We start from the raw sequence: 19,272 nt of genomic DNA, 5'->3' as shown, positions 1-19,272 counted from the left end.
CGAGGGTGTTCATTTCCGGGGAAGCGTTTTTGAGGCTCTTCCAACCCAGACGGGAGAACCGTCGTCCGGAACCGAACTGGGTCGGCTGGGCCAGCGCCAGCATCACCCTGTTCAGCGTCCGCGTGACGTCATGCCCGAAGGTCATCATCGGCAAGTTTTCGACCCTAGGGATCAGCATGGGGACCATGGCCAGCAACAGCAATGGAAGCGCGAACACCGCGCTGAACACCACCTGACCGCGCAGGTGGGTGACTTCGCGCTCTCGCGCCTCGCGTTGCTGATCATTGCGGCTGAGGCCCGCCGGTTCCTCCAGCACCTCATATCCGGCGTCCCGGATGATGGGGCTGACGCTGCCGGGCAGCTCCCGGACCGTGGCGCGCTCAGTGGCCAGGTTGACCCCGGCGTTCAGGTCCCCATCGACCTTCTTCAGACCACGCTCAACCCGTCCGACGCACCTGGCGCAGGTCATGCTCTGCCCGCCAGCTCCGATGGTCTTCGGCATCTCCCGTTCCTCATCCCCCTGGGGAGGTATCAATGCGCTCAGCATAGATCCCGGGGAGGGGTAGTCGCAAGTAGCGGCCACTAATGGCCTATCCAGTCATGTTGGAGACTGCAGCGTATTGACACCCTGGGGGGGAGGATATAGCCTGGGAGCAGGAGGAAGACCATGAACCAGATTGAACTGAACATCAGCGGCATGACCTGCGGCCATTGCCAGGTGGGCGTGACCAAAGCCCTCAAGGGCGTCCCTGGCGTGACCGACGCGCACGTGGACCTGAAGACTGGCAAGGCCGTCGTGCAGGGCAACGCCGCACCGGAGCAACTGGTTACGGCAGTCGTCGAAGAGGGGTACGGCGCCCAGGTGGCGAACCCGTAATGGCGCAGGAGACAACCGCTGAGGTCCCTCACTAGGGGGACCACCACGCGGGTCACCATCTGTGCATGCCGGAGGACAGCCGCAAGCGGGCCGCGCGTCGTCTCGCCATCGCCCGCGGACATCTGGAGAGCATCCGCAGGTCGCTGGAGGACCCCAACGCGTACTGCGTCGATGTGCTGCGGCAGATCAAGGCGGTTCAGGGTGCTCTGGACGGCGCGGCGAGCGTGGTGCTGCGCGGCCACCTCGAAGCGCATGTGGCCACGGCGGCCACCCGCGGCGACGAGGTCGAACTGGTCGAGGAGCTGATGGAAGTCATCAAATACGCCTGAACCCACGCGATCAGTTCAGCGCCAGCGGGGGCGGACGTACGTCCGCCTCTGTGAATGGGGGTCCCCATGCCAACGGTCATCCTGTACGCCACGCCCACCTGCCCCGACGGCCACGCCCTGCGGCTCTGGCTCACCCGGCACGGCATTCCCTTCGAGGAGCGAGCCCTGACCCCTTCAGCCGTGGCAGATGAGGCCAACGCCCGGTACGGCGTGCGCGCTGCCCCCATCACCGTAGTCGGTAAACAGGTGTTCTCCAGTCCCTTCGACCAGCAGCGCCCCAGGTTGGAAAAGCTCCTCGCGTGACGCTGTATAGCAGCTGAACAGGCCCGGCCTACGGTCGCCGGGTGGACAGGAGGCAGGCATGACGACGCACGACCACAGCGGGCATCACCCAGCGGCAGCGGCCGTTCTGGAAGTCGCCTTCCAGAATTGCCACGACGGTTCGGAATTCGCAGACCTCGAGCGGCGCCTTGCACAGGTGCCGGGCGTGACCGCCGTCCACGTCGACCGTACGCGGGCCGTGGCGCACCTGGGGTACGAGCCGCTGGCCGTGACGGAAGCGGAACTCCGGCACCGGATGCAGGAGGCTGGGTACAACTGCGCCTGCTGCGACCGCAGGCCATCCACCACGCAGCCGGGGCATCCGGTGGCCGGGCATGATCACCAGCAGGGAGGGGCGCCTCACACCCCCACTCCCTCGCAGCACCGTGCGGCCGAACTGCAGGAGCGGCCCGCGGCGGGCGAACACGACCACCATCACGGCATGACCCACACTGCCGATGACGCGCATGCCGCGATGGGCCACGGTGAGCACGCCGGACACAGCGAGGCCATGGTGAACGACATGCTGCGGCGCTTCGTGGTCAGCCTGCTGCTGACCCTGCCGGTCGTGCTGTACTCACCCATCGGGGAGACGCTGGGCTTCATGGCCACGCCGCCGCTCGGCCTCTCGATGGCGTGGTTCGGGCTGTTGCTGGCCACACCCGTCGTGTGGTGGGGTGGGTGGCCGTTCAGCTCCGCCGCGTGGCGCGCTTTGAAGCGTGGCGAGGCGAACATGATGACGCTGATTGCCACCGGCATCCTCGTGAGCTGGCTGTTCAGCGTGTACGCCACGTCCTTCCTGCAGGGCAGCGACGTGTTCTTTGAGGCGGCGGCCATGCTGACGACCCTGTCCCTGCTGGGCCACTGGCTGGAGATGCGCTCGCGCTTCGCCACAGGACGCGCCGTGGAGGCGCTCCTGAAGCTCGCCCCGTCGACCGCCCGGGTCGTGCGGCAGGGGGAGGAGCAGGAGCTGCCACTTGAGGAGGTGGTCGTTGGGGACGAGCTGAGCGTACGGCCCGGGGACCGTGTACCGGTCGACGGTGAAGTGATGAGCGGCAGCAGTTACGTCGACGAGTCGATGATCACCGGCGAGCCGATTCCCGTGGAAAAGACGGTCGGTGCGAAGGTCACGGGCGGTACCGTCAACCAGACCGGAGCCTTCCACTTCAGGGCGACGGCGGTGGGGGCCGACACGGCCCTGTCGCGCATCGTGCAGATGGTGCAGAACGCGCAGGCCAGCAAGGCCCCGGCGCAGCGCCTCGCGGACCTGGCCGGGAAGACGCTGGTGTTCGTGGCGCTCGGCGCGGGACTCATCGCGTTCCTCGCGTGGACGTTCCTGGGCCATGAAGGTGTGGTGTTCGCGCTGACGGCGGCCGTGTCGGCCATCGTGATCGCCTGCCCGGATGCGCTCGCCCTGGCCACCCCGACCGCCATCACGGTGGGGGTCGGCAAGGGCGCGCGGGAGGGCGTGCTGTTCAAGAACGCGGCGGCACTCGAAGCGACCGCCGGGGTCGACACGGTCATCTTCGACAAGACCGGCACCCTGACCGAGGGGAAACCCGCTCTGACGGACACAGTGCCGGCCCCGGGCGTCAGCGAGGCGGAGCTGGTGCGCCTGGCCGCTTCGGCCGACCAACCGTCGCAGCATCCGCTGGCAGAGGCGATCGTGCAAGGCGCGAAGGCCCGGGGTCTGTCGACGCAGGCGCCAGAAGCGTTCGACAGCATTCCCGGGCACGGGGTGGAGGCCACCGTCCAGGGCCGGCGGGTGCTGATCGGCAACCGCAAGCTGATGGACCGCGAAGGAGTGGCTCTGGGCGACCTGCCGGGCGAGGTGGATCGGCTGGCGGCGAACGGGAAGACGGCCATGTACGTCGCGGCGGACGGACAGGCACTGGGCGTGGTGGCCGTGGCGGACACGGTCAGGGAGTCGGCGAGGCAGGCCGTGCGGGCCCTGCAGACCCTGGGCGTTCAGGCGGTGATGCTGACCGGCGACCACCGTCACACGGCCGAGGCGGTGGCGCGGCAGCTGGGCATGGACACGGTCATCGCCGAGGTGCTGCCGCAGGACAAGGCCGCGAAAGTGCAGGAACTGCAGGGGCAGGGCCGCACGGTGGCAATGGTGGGCGACGGAGTGAACGATGCGCCGGCGCTCGCACAGGCGGACGTGGGCATGGCCATTGGGGCCGGCACCGACGTCGCGGTGGAAACGGCGGACGTGATTCTGGTGCGGAGCAGCCCGGCGGACGTGGCGAGCAGCATCGACCTCGCCCGGAAAGTGCGCGGGAAGATCGTGCAGAACCTGTTCTGGGCAGCCATCTACAACATCCTGGCCATCCCGTTCGCCGCCGGCGTGCTGTACCCGCCGTACGGCATCCTGCTGCGCCCCGAGTGGGCGGCGCTGCTGATGAGTGCCAGCACCGTCATCGTGACGGTGAATGCCCTGCTGCTCAACCGCGTCCATTTCGAGCGGCCTGGCTCGCCCCCCCACCCAGCGCCGGTGGCCGCCTGAGCACGGCTGGACCACGGTGTGCACCGTGGTTCAGCAAGGCGTCCGCTCTTCACCCGGGGTGCACGGCCGTGAAGAGGGCTCACACCAACCTCAGTCCAGTGGGGAGCGCAGGAGCAACATGGCTGCGCACCCCCTGCTGGTTATCGGTCGGCACGGGGAGGTCATTGCGTTCGCCACCACCTCCCGGCCCCGGGACTGTTACGCCGGCATTGCGGCGTTCAGCGTATACGTCGAACGCCGCGCGCGTGCTCGCGGAGCGGGCAGGGCCGCGATGAACGCCTTGATCGCCGCGGCCCGGGATGCCGGGTACGGGAAGCTCGTCCCCCCACGCCAGCCGCTACTTCCTCGCCTTCCGGGAGGTGGGTACCTACCAGCGGCATGGGCAGCTCGAAGGCGTCTGGAAGGACGTTGTGAGCGTCGAGCGGCTGGTGTGAAGGTCGGGCCGCGACCGGGCCGCCCTGAGCGTCCTCAGCGCCGATCACAGCCCCTGGCCGGACACGAGGCGGGCCCACGGCACATCCAACACCAGCGTCTTGAGGGCCAGCAGCAGGACCGTGGCCACAAACAGCTGCCGGATCCGCCGTTCCTCCAGGCGCAGGGTCCAGCGCGCGCCGATGGTGGCGCCCGCGTACATCACGCCGCTGAGGACGACCCCCAGGCGCCAGTCCACGGCACCCCGCGTGGCGAAGATCACGGTGGCCACCAGCGAGGAGGCCACGTTGATGACTTTCGTGGTCGCGACGGCCCTCAAGAACGGCAGGCGAAATGTCGTGAGAAACGCGGCGGTCAGCAGCGTGACATAGCCGCCGCTGAAGAAGCCCCCGTACACCGCGAGCAGCAGCGTCAGGCCGTAGCCCACCACCTGACGCTGTCGGGTGGGCGCTTGAAGCGCTGCTGCGGTGCGGCCGGGCCGCAGCACCACCACGGCGACGACCAGCATGGCCGCCGCGATGATCAGCGGGAGCAGCGCGGGCGGAACCACGAACACCAGCAGGGCCCCCAGCAGCGAACCCGCCCCCGTGAGACCCAGCAGCAGCGGGAGCCGCAGGCGGTCCAGCGCGTCACCCCGCCAGAACGGCACCGAGGCCCCCACACTCATCACGGTGAGGGCCAGCATGTTGGTTCCCAGGGCCGTGGTGGCGGGAACGCCGAAGGCCAGGAGGGCGGGCACGGTGATCAGCGAGGTTGCGCCCGTCACGACGCTGATCACGCTGGTGCAGAAAAAGATGAGGGTCAACACGAGCACGTCAAGCGGCGTCACACCCAAGGAGTGTACGCACTTCCCGCCGCGCTGGACATCCTGTCGGTGGGGTACCGGCTGGTGCGCGGAAGCCTCAAACGCCGGCTGGACGAGGCAGCTCCTCTGGAGGTGCAGCAGCGCATCAGCCGGTACGCGCACGGCGCACTGGGAGCGCATGACGTTCGGACCCGCAGGGCCGGTCAGGTGACGTTCATCGAGTGTCACCTGGTGGTGCCGGGCGAGATGCCGGTCGAGGTGACACACCGTATCTGCGAAGCGCTGAAGGACAGCCTCCGGCGGGTCTTCCAGGGCAGTCTGGTCACCATCCACGTCGAGCCGGAAAGCAAGGCCAACCCCCAGGGCATCGTCGTGCGGTGAAGTGAGGAGGACGCGGTGTGATGCGGGGCGACAACCGATCGGTAGGCCGCACGTCTCACGCAGAGAGGGGGCGGTCGGGAAATCAGGGGGCCGTTCCCTGCACCACGCCCTTCATCCGCGGGTGCACCCCGCAGAAGCAGGGGAAGGTGCCAGCGGTGGCGAAGGTCACCGAGCCGGACTGCCCGGCGGCCAGCGTCCCCGTGGTGAAGCTGCCATCGTCCGAGGTGGCGGTGTGCGGCGCGGTAACCCGGTTGGTCCAGGTGACCATCGTGGCAGGACCTCCGGTGAGGTCCTCGGGCGAGCACGAAGGTCTGAATGACCCCCCTCGGTGGGTCCCAGCATCGGTGAACAGCGGACCATCACGGGGAGCAGCACGGGGTACGGCAGCCATCACTTCATGGTGGTCCTCCTGGTCCGGGTGGTTGCAGGGATGGAAGCCTTTCATACTCGTTCCGGCGTCTGGGTGTCCGGCGGCCTGTCCCGGATTCCGCGCTGGATCCAAGGCCAGGACATCCCCGCGGGTCAGAAGCCGCGATGGACCTCTGCTCGTGCCACGCGCCGCTGATGCGCTGGGGACGGGAGGCGCTGGGGGCGCACGGACCCTGCTTTATGGAAGAGGCAGCCCGGATGGGCTGCTGAAGGTGATGGGCTGGCGCGACTCGATTGGGCTGACATCTGAGTAGCTGTTCAGATATAGTGGAGGCATGACCGGATCTGTGCGTCCCCCAGAAGGTACCCCACCAACCTTGGACTACTTTGTCGAGGGGATGGACTGTCCGACCTGCGTGCGGAAGATCGAAGGGGCGCTGGAACGTCTTCCAGGCGCGCAGAACGCCCGAACCAACCTCACCACCCAGACGCTGACCCTCACGCTGGACGAGGCCACCACGCCACGCGAAGTGCTGGAGAAAAACCTGCGGGCCTTGGGCCATGAGCCACAGCTGCTCAATGGCACCACGGACGCCAAGGCCACGCAGCCCAAGCCCTGGTACCGCACCCGCCAGGGCCAGCTGGTCGTGACCTCCGGCGCCCTGCTGGTCCTGGCCTATGTGTTCGGCCTGCTCGAACCACGTCTGGCCTTCTGGGGCTACCTGGCCGCCACCCTGCTGGGCACCTGGCCGCTCGCCCGCAAGGCCTACGCCGCGGGCCGGGCCGGCGATCCCTTCAGCATCAACACCCTCGTCACCCTGGCCGCCATCGGGGCGCTCCTCATCGGGCAGGCCGCCGAGGCCGCGGTGGTGGTGTTCTTCTTCGCGGTGGGCGAGCTCCTGGAAGGGGTGGCCGTGGGCCGGGCCCGCAGCGGCATCAAAGCCCTGTCCGCCCTGACGCCCAGAACCGCGAAGGTGCTCAAGAAAGGCAAGGTCTTCGAGTTGCCGGTCGAGAGCCTTAAGGTCGGCACCTTGATTCAGGTGCAGCCGGGCGACCGGATTCCCGCCGACGGCGTCATCACCGAAGGGCGGGCGGGTGTGGACGACTCCCCCGTGACCGGCGAGAGCATGCCGCTGAACAAGGGGACTGGGGACGCGGTGTACGCCGGCAGCATCAGCACCGACGGGGTGCTGACCATCCGGGTGGAGAAGGAGGCCAGGGACAACACCATCGCCCAGATGATCCACCTGGTCGAGCAGGCCGAGGCCAGCAAGGCCCCCACCGCCCGCTTCATCGACCGCTTCTCCCGGGTCTACACCCCGTTTGTGGTGCTGGTGGCCGCCCTGACCGCGGTCCTGCCGCCGCTGCTGTTCGGCGGAGACTGGGCCGCGTGGTTCTACAAGGGCATCGCGCTGCTGCTGATCGGCTGCCCCTGCGCATTGGTGCTGTCGGTGCCGGCGGCCATCACCTCCGGGCTGTCCGCCGGCGCGCGGCGCGGCCTGCTGATCAAGGGCGGCGCGGCCCTGGAAGCGATGGGCGGCGTGAAGACAGTGGCGTTCGACAAGACCGGCACCCTCACGGCGGGGCACCCGCAGGTCACGAACCTGGTCCCGTTCGGCATCGGGACGGCGGAGCTGCTGCGGCTGGCCGCGGCGGTCGAGCAGGGCTCCGGCCACCCGCTGGCCCGCGCCATCGTGGACCACGCCAAGGCTGAAGGGGCAGTGGACCTGCCCACCGTCACGGACGGCGCCGCGCTCCCCGGCCAGGGCGTCCATGCCGTGGTGGAGGGTCAGACCGTCCTGATCGGCTCCCCCCGTTACGCGCAGGAGCAGGGCGCCCTGCAGGACGAAGCGGCGCAGCGAGCCGCGCTCCTCGAAGAGCAGGGCAACACGGTGGTGGTGCTGATGCGTGCCGGGCAGACGCTGGGCCTGATCGCGCTGCGCGACGAGCCCCGGGCAGATGCCCGTCAGGGCATCATGGACCTCAAGGCGCTGGGGGTCACACCCGTCATGCTGACCGGTGACAATGCCCGCACCGGCACAGCCATCGCCGCAGACCTGGGGTTGGACGTGCGCGCCGAACTCCTCCCGGCCGACAAGCTGCGGCTGATCGGTGACCTGAAGGCGGCGGGGACGGTCGCCATGATCGGCGACGGCATCAACGACGCGCCGGCGCTGGCCGCCGCGGATGTCGGTGTGGCGATGGGCGGCGCCACGGACGTCGCCCTGGAGACGGCGAGCGCGGCGCTGCTGCGCGCCGAGGTGCGCGGCGTGGCGGAGCTGGTGGAGTTGTCGCGGGCCACCATGAACAACATCCGCATGAACGTGGCGTTCGCCATCGGTCTCAAGCTGATCTTCCTGGTCACCACCCTGCTCGGCATCACCGGGCTGTGGCCCGCCATCCTGTCGGATACCGGCGCAACAGCGCTGGTGACCGCCAACGCCCTGCGCCTGCTCAGCTGGCAGGCCAGGACCCACAAAGCGCAGCGCCGCCCGACCGGCACCAGCGTGCCCCAGACCGCCTGACGCTCGTGATCGCCGTTCATCCTGCCCTCCAGCTCGGTTGAGCGCTCCCCTGACCCAGATGTTCTCGCTGTCGCTCGTTCCGGTGCCTGCCACCCTGCTCCCGGGCACCGGGCGAGCGGCGGCGCCGCTTCGTGCAGCATGTCGCAGCTGGGGTGGGGTTCGCTGTGGTGGCTGGCGAGCGGCTTCCCGCGATGACCAAAGGTCACCAGCCGGTCGGGGTGGTGATCGGTTTTGCGTTGGGCGGTGCGGCAGTTCACGGCCACGCCCGAACGCCGACGTGGGCTTCGCGGCCGGAGCAACAGTCGGAGGCTTGCTGATCATCGCCCTGACGCTGGAGCTGCGGTGCATAGGCGTTGCCGTGGCTTCGAGCCTCGGCCAGGCGGGCGCACGGTGCCACGTTGCTGACCGTCAGCGGACTGAGCCGGACGGTAATCCTAAGGGCCCTGCTGGGCGGCACCCTGCTGCATGGGCCGGCGCTGGAGATCGTGCGGTCCTTCGGGACCGCAGCGCTGCGGTCCCTCGTTCCCGAGGAACTGCTCACCGAATGAGGGACAGGAAACGCCCCTGATCACGGCCGCCTGTTGTTGGCTTCGTGCTGTGGTACCGGATTGAACTTTCCCCCTGAAGGCGGTCCATTATGGCTCACGAACACGGTCACACCCATGGTCATGCCCACAGCCACGGTCATACGCACGCGCCCGCGGACTTCGGGCGGGCGTTCCTGATCGGGATCGGCCTGAACACCATCTTTGTGGTCTTCGAAATCGTCTACGGCACGCTGGCGAAATCGCTGGCCCTGGTGGCCGATGCGGGGCACAACGCCAGCGACGTGCTGGGTCTGCTGCTCGCCTGGGGGGCCTACCTGGCGGCGAAGCGCCGGCCCTCGCAGAAACACACGTACGGGCTGCGTCGGAGCAGCATCCTGGCCTCGTTGACCAACGCCGTGCTGCTGCTGATCGCCCTGGGGGCCATCATCTGGGAAGCCATCCAGCGGTTCTCCAACCCCGCGCCCGTGGTCGGGGGCACCGTGATCTGGGTGGCGCTGCTGGGCATGGCCATCAACGGGATCACGGCGTACCTGTTCGCGTCCGGGCGCAAGGGCGACCTCAACCTCCGCGGCGCATTCCAGCACATGTTCGCGGATGCGCTGGTCTCGGCCGGCGTGGTGGTGACCGGAGTGCTGATCGTCTTCACCGGCTGGGACTGGCTCGATCCGCTGGTCAGCCTGCTCCTCGCCGCGGTGATCCTGTACGGCACCTGGGGCCTCCTGCGCGAGTCGCTGGACCTCGCGCTCGATGCGGTGCCGGAAGGCGTCAATCTGAAGGAAGTCCGGGCGTTCCTGGTGGACCAGCCGGGCGTGTTCGGGGTGCATGACCTGCACGTGTGGGGCATGAGCACCACCGAGACGGCCTTGACGGTGCACCTGGTGGTCCCGGATGGCCTGTCCGACGAGCGGCTGCAGCACCTGAGGCATGAGCTGCACGAGCACTTTGGCGTGGAGCATGCCACGGTGCAGATCGAACAGGGCCGGGTTCCCTGCGATCTGCTGTCCGATGAGGTGGTGTGATGTTGGTCCGGGAACGGCCGCTTGGGCCCGGGTATGATCAGGAAATGATGCTCACTTCTCAAGAAGACGCCTGCGAAGTGACCTGCGTTCATCCGGAGGCGGTTCTGAAGGCGAGAGTGGCCATGCCGGACACCGGTTGTGTGGACAACGCCAGCGCGCTCCTCAAGGCGGTGGCCGACCCGACCCGGTTGCGGCTGCTCAGTGCCCTGAACACCGGCGAGCTGTGCGTGTGTGATCTCTCGGCGGTGGTGGGGATCAGCGAGAGTGCGGTCAGCCATCAGCTGCGGTTGCTCCGCGCCCACCGGCTGGTGACGTTCCGCAAGGAGGGCCGCATCGTGTATTACCGGCTGCTGGATCAGCATGTCACGGCGTTGATCGGGAGTGCCCTCGATCATGTCCGGGAGTAGATGGCGTCTGGGTGCCGGACTGCTGGCGGTGCTGCTGATCGCCGTGGTGGCGGGGTGGGGAATCAGCGAGCGTCGCTGGTCCGGGCCGCTCTCCTGCCTCCTGCGTCGCCTCCGCTCGCTTCCATTCCACCACCACGAACCGGCCCGCGTGATCGTGCGCGTACAGGTCCATGTCCCCTACCCCGTTGAGCAGCTCGCGGTCCAGGACCTCCAATCCCGGCTCGATCACCTCCGGCCGCCGCGCCAAGGTCGCCTGCAGCTGTGACGCGCCGCCAGAGCAGCGGCCTTTGGCTGCAGCCGCTGCTCATGGATCACCCCACATGCTCGAGCAAGCAGACGAAGGAAACCGTGCGCACGTGCGAGACACGGGGCGCGGAGTTCTGCAGAGTTGCGTACCCCGAGCGTCTCATGGTGAAGGCCCACCGTGGCTCGCGCGGCCGGAGGTGCCGAGAGCCGGTCCGCTCGTCGACGCGGGTCATCGTCCCTGCCGCGCCCCATCCGCGAGCGGGCGCGCGGCAGGCGCCGGCCAGGTGGCCTCCGGGGCCAGTCCTCCCGCCCGGCTCAATCGCGGCTGATGACGTGCACGTCCGTGCCCTGCGTCCCGCGCAGCACGGTCTTGATGATGTCTCCGTGGAACAGTTCGGCCCAGCGGCTGCGGCTGGTCTCCCCCATCACGATCTGGGTGGCGTGGACCCGGCGGGCGTACGCGACGAGCGTCATGCCCACGTCGCCCGTGCCGTCCAGCAGCTCGAAGTGCCCGCCGAGCGCCTGCGTGATCTCGCGGCAGGTGTCCAGCAGGCGGGACTGCTCCTGCGTCAGTCGTCCCGGGCGGACCGACACGACATGCAGCTCCCCGCGCAGGCGCTCGGCCAGCTGACCGCCGCGGCGGATCAGTCGGGCGGCGGTGGCCTCAGCGGCCATCGCCACCACGATCACCTCGTGGGCGGCCGGCTGCCCGTCCGGGACGTCCAGTTCCACCGCCTGCGCGACGTGCCGCAGGGCGATCTCGCGCAGGGCGGTGAGGTTGGGCACGGTGAAGAAGTTGGCGAGCGCCTGCTCGATCTTCTCCGGCCCGTAGACCTTCCCCGCCCGCAGCCGGGCCCGCAGGTCCTCGGGGGGCAGGTCGACCAGCACCAGCTCGTCGGCATCGTGCAGCACGTGATCTGGCACCCGCTCACGCACCCGCACGCCGGTGAGGCGGGCCACGACGTCGTTCAGGGACTCCAGATGCTGCACGTTCAGGGTGGACAGCACGTCGATGCCCGCGTCCCGCAACGCCTCCACGTCCTGCCAGCGTTTCCCGGCGGCGCTGCCGGGCGCGTTGGTGTGCGCCAGTTCGTCCACCAGCACCACCCGCGGGCGGCGGGTGATCAGGCCCGGCACGTCCAACTCCTCCAGGGTGACGTGGCCGTGCCGGATGGCCCGCCGGGGAACGACCGGGAGCCCCTCGGCCGCCTCCAGCGTCTCCCGCCGCCCGTGCGTCTCCAGCACGCCGATCACGGCGTCCTCCCCGCGTTCCAGCCGCTCGCGCAGGTCGCTCAGGGCGCGGCAGGTCTTGCCCACGCCCGCCGCCATGCCGATCACGATGCGGTGCGTACCGCGCGGGGCGGGGGCGCCCGGTGGGGTCAGGCGGACCGGCCCGGGCATCTCAGCGGCTCGCGTCCAGCGCCAGGTTGACCGCCAGCACGTTCACGTGCGGCTCGCCCAGCACGCCGAACTGCCGGGCGGTGAGGTGAGCGCGGATGACCGCCTCCACCTGGGCCGGGCGCAGCCCGCGCGCGCGCGCGATGCGGTGCACCTGGAGCAACGCCCCCGCCAGCGTGACGTCCGGGTCCAGGCCGCTGCCGGAGGCGGTCACCAGGTCCACCGGGACGGACGTGCCCGCGCCCAGGTCATTCTCGCGGCGCACGTTGGCCACGCGCGCCCGCACGGCGTCCGAGAGCTTCGCGTTCGTGGGTCCCCAGTTGCTCGCGCCGCTGTTCTCGGCGTTGTACGGCTGCGGCCCGCTGCCGTCGGTCGTGTTCGTCATCGAGGGCCGCCCGTGCAGGTACCGGGCGGCCGTGAAGTGCTGCCCCAGCACCGATGAACCAACGACGCGCCCGTCGCGAGTGACGAGGCTGCCGCTCGCCTGACGGGGGAACAGCACGCCCGCCACAGCGGTCGTCAGCAGCGGGTACGCCAGGCCGGTGACCAGGATGAACAGCACCGCGGCGAGCAGGGCACTCAGCAGCAGCCGGGCGAGCGGCGCGGGGCGCGCGGGGACGTTCTGGGACGTCATTTCAGCACCACGCCGTTCAGCATCTGCAGGTGATCGGCCACCGGGCCGAGGGTGAGGGCGGGCAGAAAGGTCAGCGCCCCGACGATCACGATCACGACGACGGTCAGGCCGCCGAACAGCGCGGTGTCGGTGGGCAGCGTGCCCGACGACACCGGCACCCGGCGCTTGGCGGCCAGCAGGCCCGCGACGGCCAGCATCGGCAGCAGCGTGAGGTACCGCCCGATCAGCATGGCCAGGCCAATGGTCAGGTTGAAGAACGGGGTGTCCGCCCCCAGGCCCGCGAACGCCGAGCCGTTGTTCGCCGTGCCGGAGGTGTAGGCGTACAGCAGTTCCGAGAAGCCGTGCGGGCCGGGGTTGTTCAGGCGCCCGAGCGCGGCGGGCAGCACCGCGGCCAGCGCGGTGAAGCCCAGGATGCTGAGGGGATGGGCGAGGACGGCGAGCATCGTGAGCTTGACCTCCCGCGCCTCGATCTTCTTCCCCAGGAACTCGGGCGTTCGGCCCACCATCAGCCCCGCGATGAACACGCCCAGCACCAGGTACTGCACGAAGTTGATGAACCCCACGCCCTTGCCGCCGAACACGTTGTTCACCATCATCTCGGTCATGGGCACCAGGCCGCCCAGTCCGGTGTAGGAGTCGTGCATGCTGTTCACGCTGCCGGTCGTCGCGGCGGTCGTGGTGGTGGCGAACAGGACCGTCTGCGCGATCCCGAACCGCACCTCCTTGCCCTCCATGTTGCCGCCCGCCTGGGTGGCCGTGATCGCCTGATCCGCGCCCAGGCGCGTCAGAATCGGGTTCCCAGCCTGCTCGAAGGTGTACACGGCGGCGAGGCAGCCCACGAACATCACCAGCATCCCGCCGAAGATCACCCAGCCCTGCCGGACGTTGCCCAGCATCCGCCCGAAGGTCGAGGTGAGCGCCGAGGGGAGCAGCAGCATCGAGAGGATGTGCAGCGCGTTCGTGAGCGGCGTGGGGTTCTCGAACGGGTGCGCGGCGTTCATGGCGAAGAAGCCGCCGCCGTTCGTGCCCAGGTGCTTGATGCTCTCCAGCGAGGCGACCGGGCCGAGCGCGATGCGCTGCACGGCGCCCTCCAGGGTGGTCGCGTTCGCGGAGGCGCTCAGCGTCTGCGGCATCCCCTGCCACACGAAGATCAGCGCGAGCACGAAGGAGAGGGGCAGGAACACCCGGTAGATGATGCGGGTGAGGTCCACCCAGAAGTTCCCCAGGTCCGTGCCGCGGCGGCCCGCCAGCCCGCGCATGAACGCCACCGCCGCCGCGAAGCCCGTCGCGGCCGACACGAACATGCAGGTCGTGATGACCGCCATCTGCGAGAAGGACGACAGGCTCTGCTCGCCGCTGTACGCCTGCCAGTTCGTGTTCGTCACGAAGCTGACCATGGTGTTCCACGCGAGGTCGGGGGCCTGGGCGCCGAGCCCCGCCGGGTTCCAGGGGAGCAGGCCCTGCAGCCGCAGCAGCAGGTAGCCCAGCAGCAGCAGGACGAGGTTGGACACGACCAGGACCAGGCCGTACCGCCTCCAGTCCATCGCCTCGGCGGGATTCACGCCCAGCAGGCGGTACGTGACGCGCTCGGCCGCGGTGTGGCGGGGACTCTGGACCACGCGGTACAGCCACCCGCCTGCCGGGACGACCAGCGCCGTCATCAGGACCAGCAGCAGCACGAATTGCAGCAGGTTGGCGGGCATCAGAAGTCCTCCGGGCGCAGCAGCGAGCACAGCAGGTAGCCGAAGAGGGCCAGGGAGGTCAGGGCCAGCGCGAGCATCACAGCCGCTCCATCCCGTTCAGGTAGAGGACGCACAGGCCAAAACACACGAGACTCAGCAGCACAAACAGGAGATCCATGAGGTCACCTCAGCCCAGCAGGGGCGTGATGAGGAGGTCGATGAGCTTGATGGCGAGGAACGGCACGATCAGCCCGCCCCCGCCGTACACCAGCAGGTTGCGGGTCAGCATGGACGCCGCGCTCATGGGCCGGTACGGCACGCCCCGCAGGGCCAGCGGAATGAGGAGCGGGATGATGATGGCGTTGAAGAGCACGGCGCTGAGGATGGCGCTGGTGGGGCTGTGCAGCCGCATCACGTTCAGCGCCGCGAGCTCCGGGTAGGCGGTCACGAACAGGGCGGGCAGGATGGCGAAGTACTTCGCCACGTCGTTGGCGATGGAGAAGGTGGTCAGCGCCCCGCGCGTGATCAGCAGGCCCTTGCCGATCCCCACGACCTCAATCAGCTTGGTCGGGTCCGAGTCGAGGTCCACCATGTTCCCCGCCTCCTTCGCCGCCTGGGTGCCGCTGTTCATGGCGAGGCCCACGTCGGCCTGCGCGAGCGCCGGCGCGTCATTCGTGCCGTCGCCCATCATGGCGACGAGCCGGCCGCCCTGCTGCTCCTCGCGGATCATGCGCAGCTTGTCCTCCGGGGTGGCCTCGGCCAGGAAGCCGTCCACGCCCGCCTCCTTCGCGATTGCCTCGGCGGTCAGGGGGTTGTCCCCGGTGATCATCACGGTCTTGAGGCCCATGCGGCGCAGCTCGGCGAAGCGTTCGCGGATGCCGGGCTTCACGACGTCACTCAAGGCCACCACGCCCAGCAGGCGGCTGTTCTCGATCACCAACAGCGGCGTGCTCCCGCCCCGCGCCACGTCGTCCACCAGGGGCTGCAACTCCAAGGGCACCCGGCCCCCGCGCTCGGCGGCGAGGCGGGCGATGCGCTCGGCGGCCCCCTTGCGGATGCTCGTGCCGGCGAGGTCCACGCCGCTCATGCGCGTCTGGGCGGTGAACTCGATGAACTCGGCCCCCTCCGGCGTCTCGGCCACGACCCCCTGCCGCCGGGCGAGGGCCACGATGCTCTTGCCCTCTGGGGTGGGGTCGGCCAGGGAGGCGAGGGTGGCGGCGCGGGCCAGCTCCAGCTCGGAAACGCCTGGCACGGGCGAGAAGCGGGTCGCCTGGCGGTTCCCGATGGTGATGGTGCCGGTCTTGTCGAGCAGCAGCGTGTCCACGTCTCCCGCCACCTCGACCGCCTTGCCGCTCTTCGCGATCACGTTCGCCTGCAGGGCGCGGTCCATGCCCGCGATGCCGATGGCCGGGAGCAGCCCGCCGATGGTGGTGGGGATCAGGCACACCAGCAGCGCGATCAGGGTGACGGGCGACGCGGGCGCCCCGGCGTACACCGTGAAGGGATACAGGGTGACCACCGCCAGCAGGAAGATCAACGTCAGGCCGCTCAGCAGGATCAGCAGCGCGATCTCGTTCGGGGTCTTCTGGCGGGACGCGCCCTCCACCAGGGCGATCATGCGGTCGAGGAAGCTCTCCCCGGGCCCGCTGGTGACCCGCACGACGATGCGGTCCGACAGCACCCGCGTGCCGCCCGTCACGCCCGAGTGGTCGGTCCCGGCCTCACGGATCACCGGGGCGCTCTCGCCGGTGATGGCGCTCTCGTCCACGCTGGCCAGGCCCTCCACGATCTCCCCGTCGGCGGGGATGAACTCGCCCGCCTCCACGACCACCAGGTCGTCCCGCGTGAGCGCGGTGCCGGGCACGACCTCCTCGCGCACGCCCACCCGGCGGCGGGCCTTCACGTCCTCACGGGCCGACCGGAGCGCCGCCGCCTGCGCCTTCCCGCGCGCCTCCGCCAGCCCCTCGGCGAAGTTGGCGAACAGCACGGTCAGCAGCAGCAGCAGCGTGACGGCCAGCTCATCACCCCACGCGCGGCGCGTGAAGACGTTCGCCACCGTCGCGTACAGGGTGAGGGCCGTGCCAAGGTAGACCACGAACATCACCGGGTTGCGGGCCTGGGCCGCGGGCGAGAGCTTGGAGAAACTGGCCAGCAGCGCGCTGCGGACCAGCGGCGGCGCGAAGATGCTGGACGGGTGCCCCGACGGGGCGCGGACAGGGGTGGAGGTCACCAGCGGACCCCACGAGCGAAACGGTTCATACCCGGTGATGTTCGCAAGGCGGCCCCCCGCCGCCCATCGGTCAGGTGGCGGCCCGACTGGCCAGGTGGCCATCAGGACCGGCCACTTGACCGGATGACATGGCCGGAGCGGCGGCGCATCCTGCGGGCATGGCGCGTCCCACGACCTCCCCCGCCTCCCCGCAGGCTGACCTCCGGCAGCGGCGGACGGTCCGGGTCCGGAAGGGCCCGGCATGCGGCGGGTGCCCTACCCTGAACTCATGTCTGCCCTGACCACCCGAGACGTGACGCGCGAGCGCGTCGCCCCGCCCCGGCTGCCGCTGAGCGACGGCACCGTGTGGGCGGTGGCGCTGATCCTGATGGCCGCGGTGCTGCTGGCGGACCTCCTGACGCCCGCTTCACTCGCCGTGGGGACGGTCCTCAGCGCCTCGGTGGCCTTCGCGGCGCTGGGGGCGTCCCGGCGTACCGCCTGGCACCTCACCGGCCTGGCGGTGCTGGCGAATGTGGGGGCGGGCCTCTGGAACGGCGCGCGTGACGGCGTGCACCCGACCGACCTGGCCAACCGGGCGGTGAGCATTCTCGCGGTGCTGCTGGTCGGGTACCTGACCATTCGCGCGCGCACCGCGTCGGAGCGGGCCATCGCGCTGCGGGAGCAGGAGCGGCAGCATCAGCGCGAGCGGGCCCTGCGCGGCCTGGCGGAGGACATGGGCGGCCCCCTGGGACAGGCGGAGTTCGTGGAACGCGCCGCTGCGGCGCTGCAGCGCCTCACCGGGGCGCTCACGGTGGAGATCGGCGCGGTGGACCGGGCGATGCTGCGCGCCCCGCACGCGCGGGTCATCAGCGTGAGCGCCGACCCGGCGCCGCCCAGCCGTCTGGGCACCCGCGTGCCGCTGGAGTTCCTGGCGCACCCGGTCGGCACCGGGGACGTGTGGGCCGCCGACGGCGGCCGGGTGGTGCTGGCCCGGCTGCGCCGGCCCACCCAGGGAGACCTGCTGGTGATCCTGACCGCCCCGCACACACCGCCGAACCTGACGGGTGAGGCGATCCGCGCGCTGCAGCCGCTGCTGGAACGCACCGCCCTGCTCGACGACCTGCGCGAGGGTCGCGCGCAGCTGGCCGAGCAGGGCGAGCTGCTGCGCGACCTGATCTACGCGGTGTCCCATGACCTGCGCACCCCCCTGCTGGCCAATGCCATGAACATGCGCGCCGCCCTGCGAGGGGCGTACGGCTCCCTGCCGGACGACTACCGCGCCACCCTGGTCAACGGGCTGGGGGCCAACGAGACGCTCCTCGACCTGGCGGACCAGTTGCTGCTCGTCGCCCGGTTCGAGAGCCGGGACGCCACCGGAGAGCACCGCGAGTCCGTTCACCTGCGGGAAGTCGTCCTCAACGTCATCCGTGACCTGCGCCCCCACGCGGACGCGAAGGGCGTGACGCTGGAACCGCGACTGGAGGGCGTCCACGTTGCGGGCAACCGGCGTGATCTGAGGCGGGCGGTGCAGAATCTGCTGGACAACGCGATCAAGTTCAGCCCGCCCGGCGGGACCGTCACCGTCGGCCTGACCGGCGACGGTGAGGAGGCCCTCTTCACCGTCCAGGATGAGGGTCCCGGCGTCCCCCCGGACCGGGAACGCTGGCTGTTCCAGCGTTTCCGCACGGGCGGTGCGGGGGGCGGCACCGGCCTGGGCCTGTACCTCACCCGCCGCATCGCGGAGGCGCACCACGGGCACGTGGCCTACCTGCGCACCGCCCGGGCCCGGAGCCGCTTCACCCTGACGCTCCCGCTGGAGGCCCCGCATGCGTGACCCGGTCCGTGTGCTGCTGGTCGAGGACCACGCCTTCACCCGCGACGGCCTGCGGGCGACCATCAACCTCGAGCCGGACCTGCGGGTGGTGGCGGAGGCCAGAAGCGGCGAGGAGGGCCTGGAATGGCTGGCGCAGGTGCAGGTGGACGTGGCTGTGCTCGACATCGGCCTGCCCGGCATGGACGGCATCCAGACCGCACGCGAAGTCAAGCAGCGCTGGCCGGACCTGCGGATCGTGATGCTCACCGCCCACGACCTGCGCGAGGAAGTCTTCGCGTCCCTGGCCTCCGGGGCCCACGCCTACTGCCTGAAAAGCGCCCACCCGGACCTGCTGCTGCTCGCGATCCGCGCCGCCGCCGCGGGCAGCGCGTACCTCGACCCGCAGGTAGCCCACCATGTGCTGGGCGGGGTCCGCGCTCCCGACGCCGGATCCCCCCTCACCTCGCGGGAACTCGACGTGCTCCGGCTGATCGCGGACGGCCTCCCGAACCGGGACATCGCCGCCGCGCTCGACGTCAGCGTGAGCACCGTCAAGCTGCACGTGCAGGAGATTCTCGTCAAACTGCAGGCGGCGGACCGCACGCAGGCCGCCGTCAAGGCGCTGCGGCGCGGCCTCCTGTAACAGGGGCCCGGGGCGGACGCCTGGGCACCCGGAGGGCGGCGTTCCTCAGCGTCCATGCCCGCCGGCACCGCATCGTCCGGGTTCACCATGGCCTGCCTGATGGTCCGGAGGCGCGGTCTGGCAGG

At 70.0% G+C, this 19,272-nt stretch carries 20 protein-coding genes and 2 pseudogenes; 13 read left to right on the top strand and 9 right to left on the bottom strand.

The features are described from left to right. Window positions 1-412: 412 nt before the first annotated feature. Window positions 413-469 (bottom strand): annotated as a pseudogene (locus ABOD76_RS03465) (copper-transporting ATPase); the annotation flags it as partial. 198 nt (window positions 470-667) lie between these two features. Between ABOD76_RS03465 and ABOD76_RS03460 the strand changes: the two are divergent. The 6 genes and pseudogenes from ABOD76_RS03460 to ABOD76_RS03435 all read left to right on the top strand — a co-directional run bounded on the left by ABOD76_RS03460 (window position 668) and on the right by ABOD76_RS03435 (window position 4,470). After that, entirely contained in the window at window positions 668-877 is a 210-nt protein-coding gene (locus ABOD76_RS03460; RefSeq protein WP_350242164.1) for a CopZ family metallochaperone, read from the top strand. 65 nt (window positions 878-942) lie between these two features. Then, window positions 943-1,206: a metal-sensing transcriptional repressor gene (locus ABOD76_RS03455; RefSeq protein WP_350242163.1), complete on the top strand. Its 264-nt coding sequence runs from the start codon at window positions 943-945 to the stop codon at window positions 1,204-1,206. A 66-nt stretch (window positions 1,207-1,272) separates the two neighbouring features. After that, a complete protein-coding gene (locus tag ABOD76_RS03450; RefSeq protein WP_350242162.1) occupies window positions 1,273-1,509 on the top strand; it encodes a glutaredoxin family protein in 237 nt (78 codons plus the stop codon). A gap of 58 nt (window positions 1,510-1,567) precedes the next feature. Further along, on the top strand, window positions 1,568-4,036 hold the full coding sequence (locus ABOD76_RS03445; RefSeq protein WP_350242161.1) for a heavy metal translocating P-type ATPase: 2,469 nt from the start codon (window positions 1,568-1,570) through the stop codon (window positions 4,034-4,036). Then, window positions 3,963-4,292, top strand: a pseudogene (locus tag ABOD76_RS03440) (N-acetyltransferase family protein); the annotation flags it as partial. The gene ABOD76_RS03445 and the pseudogene ABOD76_RS03440, both read left to right, overlap by 74 nt. Window positions 4,293-4,335: 43 nt before the next feature. Then, complete coding sequence (locus ABOD76_RS03435; protein WP_350242160.1) at window positions 4,336-4,470, top strand: hypothetical protein; 135 nt, start codon at window positions 4,336-4,338, stop codon at window positions 4,468-4,470. Between the two features lie 44 nt (window positions 4,471-4,514). Here the strand turns inward: ABOD76_RS03435 and ABOD76_RS03430 are convergent, their stop codons facing one another. Then, a complete protein-coding gene (locus ABOD76_RS03430; RefSeq protein WP_350242159.1) occupies window positions 4,515-5,297 on the bottom strand; it encodes a sulfite exporter TauE/SafE family protein in 783 nt (260 codons plus the stop codon). 9 nt (window positions 5,298-5,306) lie between these two features. Here ABOD76_RS03430 and ABOD76_RS03425 point away from each other — a divergent pair, with 9 nt between their 5' ends. Next, window positions 5,307-5,654 carry a cation diffusion facilitator family transporter gene (locus tag ABOD76_RS03425; protein WP_350242319.1) on the top strand — a complete coding sequence of 116 codons (348 nt, stop codon included), beginning with the start codon at window positions 5,307-5,309 and terminating at the stop codon, window positions 5,652-5,654. 82 nt (window positions 5,655-5,736) lie between these two features. Here the strand turns inward: ABOD76_RS03425 and ABOD76_RS03420 are convergent, their stop codons facing one another. Continuing rightward, the gene (locus ABOD76_RS03420) at window positions 5,737-5,922 is read right to left on the bottom strand and encodes a hypothetical protein (RefSeq protein WP_350242158.1); all 186 of its coding nucleotides are present in this window, start codon (window positions 5,920-5,922) and stop codon (window positions 5,737-5,739) included. A gap of 436 nt (window positions 5,923-6,358) precedes the next feature. On the opposite strand from ABOD76_RS03420, the gene ABOD76_RS03415 reads away from it, so the two are divergent. The 4 genes from ABOD76_RS03415 to ABOD76_RS03400 all read left to right on the top strand — a co-directional run bounded on the left by ABOD76_RS03415 (window position 6,359) and on the right by ABOD76_RS03400 (window position 10,522). Then, the gene (locus ABOD76_RS03415; RefSeq protein WP_350242157.1) at window positions 6,359-8,548 is read left to right on the top strand and encodes a heavy metal translocating P-type ATPase; all 2,190 of its coding nucleotides are present in this window, start codon (window positions 6,359-6,361) and stop codon (window positions 8,546-8,548) included. A 398-nt stretch (window positions 8,549-8,946) separates the two neighbouring features. Continuing rightward, the gene (locus ABOD76_RS03410; RefSeq protein ID WP_350242156.1) at window positions 8,947-9,096 is read left to right on the top strand and encodes a hypothetical protein; all 150 of its coding nucleotides are present in this window, start codon (window positions 8,947-8,949) and stop codon (window positions 9,094-9,096) included. Window positions 9,097-9,185: 89 nt separating this feature from the next. Then, the gene (locus ABOD76_RS03405; RefSeq protein ID WP_350242155.1) at window positions 9,186-10,115 is read left to right on the top strand and encodes a cation diffusion facilitator family transporter; all 930 of its coding nucleotides are present in this window, start codon (window positions 9,186-9,188) and stop codon (window positions 10,113-10,115) included. A gap of 44 nt (window positions 10,116-10,159) precedes the next feature. Continuing rightward, window positions 10,160-10,522: an ArsR/SmtB family transcription factor gene (locus ABOD76_RS03400; protein WP_350242154.1), complete on the top strand. Its 363-nt coding sequence runs from the start codon at window positions 10,160-10,162 to the stop codon at window positions 10,520-10,522. Here the strand turns inward: ABOD76_RS03400 and ABOD76_RS03395 are convergent. From ABOD76_RS03395 to kdpB, 6 genes are all read right to left on the bottom strand, one after another. Then, a complete protein-coding gene (locus ABOD76_RS03395; RefSeq protein ID WP_350242153.1) occupies window positions 10,479-10,751 on the bottom strand; it encodes a hypothetical protein in 273 nt (90 codons plus the stop codon). The genes ABOD76_RS03400 and ABOD76_RS03395 overlap by 44 nt on opposite strands. A 332-nt stretch (window positions 10,752-11,083) precedes the next feature. After that, window positions 11,084-12,169, bottom strand: a complete 1,086-nt coding sequence (locus tag ABOD76_RS03390; RefSeq protein WP_350242152.1) for a universal stress protein — start codon at window positions 12,167-12,169, stop codon at window positions 11,084-11,086. Window position 12,170: 1 nt separating this feature from the next. After that, the gene (gene kdpC / locus ABOD76_RS03385; RefSeq protein WP_350242151.1) at window positions 12,171-12,800 is read right to left on the bottom strand and encodes a potassium-transporting ATPase subunit KdpC; all 630 of its coding nucleotides are present in this window, start codon (window positions 12,798-12,800) and stop codon (window positions 12,171-12,173) included. Further along, on the bottom strand, window positions 12,797-14,503 hold the full coding sequence (gene kdpA / locus ABOD76_RS03380) for a potassium-transporting ATPase subunit KdpA (RefSeq protein WP_350242149.1): 1,707 nt from the start codon (window positions 14,501-14,503) through the stop codon (window positions 12,797-12,799). The genes kdpC and kdpA overlap by 4 nt, the downstream gene beginning before the upstream one ends. Continuing rightward, window positions 14,503-14,628 (bottom strand): K(+)-transporting ATPase subunit F, encoded by a 126-nt coding sequence (kdpF, locus tag ABOD76_RS03375; protein ID WP_350242146.1) that lies wholly within the window; start codon window positions 14,626-14,628, stop codon window positions 14,503-14,505. The genes kdpA and kdpF overlap by 1 nt, the downstream gene beginning before the upstream one ends. A 41-nt stretch (window positions 14,629-14,669) precedes the next feature. Further along, window positions 14,670-16,712: a potassium-transporting ATPase subunit KdpB gene (kdpB, locus tag ABOD76_RS03370; protein ID WP_350242144.1), complete on the bottom strand. Its 2,043-nt coding sequence runs from the start codon at window positions 16,710-16,712 to the stop codon at window positions 14,670-14,672. Window positions 16,713-16,980: 268 nt separating this feature from the next. Between kdpB and ABOD76_RS03365 the strand changes: the two genes are divergently transcribed. Together ABOD76_RS03365 and ABOD76_RS03360 are read left to right on the top strand one after the other, a co-directional pair. After that, a complete protein-coding gene (locus ABOD76_RS03365; RefSeq protein ID WP_350242142.1) occupies window positions 16,981-18,525 on the top strand; it encodes a sensor histidine kinase in 1,545 nt (514 codons plus the stop codon). After that, entirely contained in the window at window positions 18,518-19,147 is a 630-nt protein-coding gene (locus ABOD76_RS03360; RefSeq protein ID WP_350242140.1) for a response regulator transcription factor, read from the top strand. Before ABOD76_RS03365 ends, ABOD76_RS03360 begins: the two co-directional genes overlap by 8 nt. Window positions 19,148-19,272: the final 125 nt, after the last annotated feature.

It is taken from the genome of Deinococcus sonorensis KR-87, from assembly GCF_040256395.1.
Taxonomy (GTDB): domain Bacteria; phylum Deinococcota; class Deinococci; order Deinococcales; family Deinococcaceae; genus Deinococcus; species Deinococcus sonorensis.
Note: the sequence above shows the minus strand (reverse complement) of the source record. Positions and strands in the feature narration are given on the sequence as shown.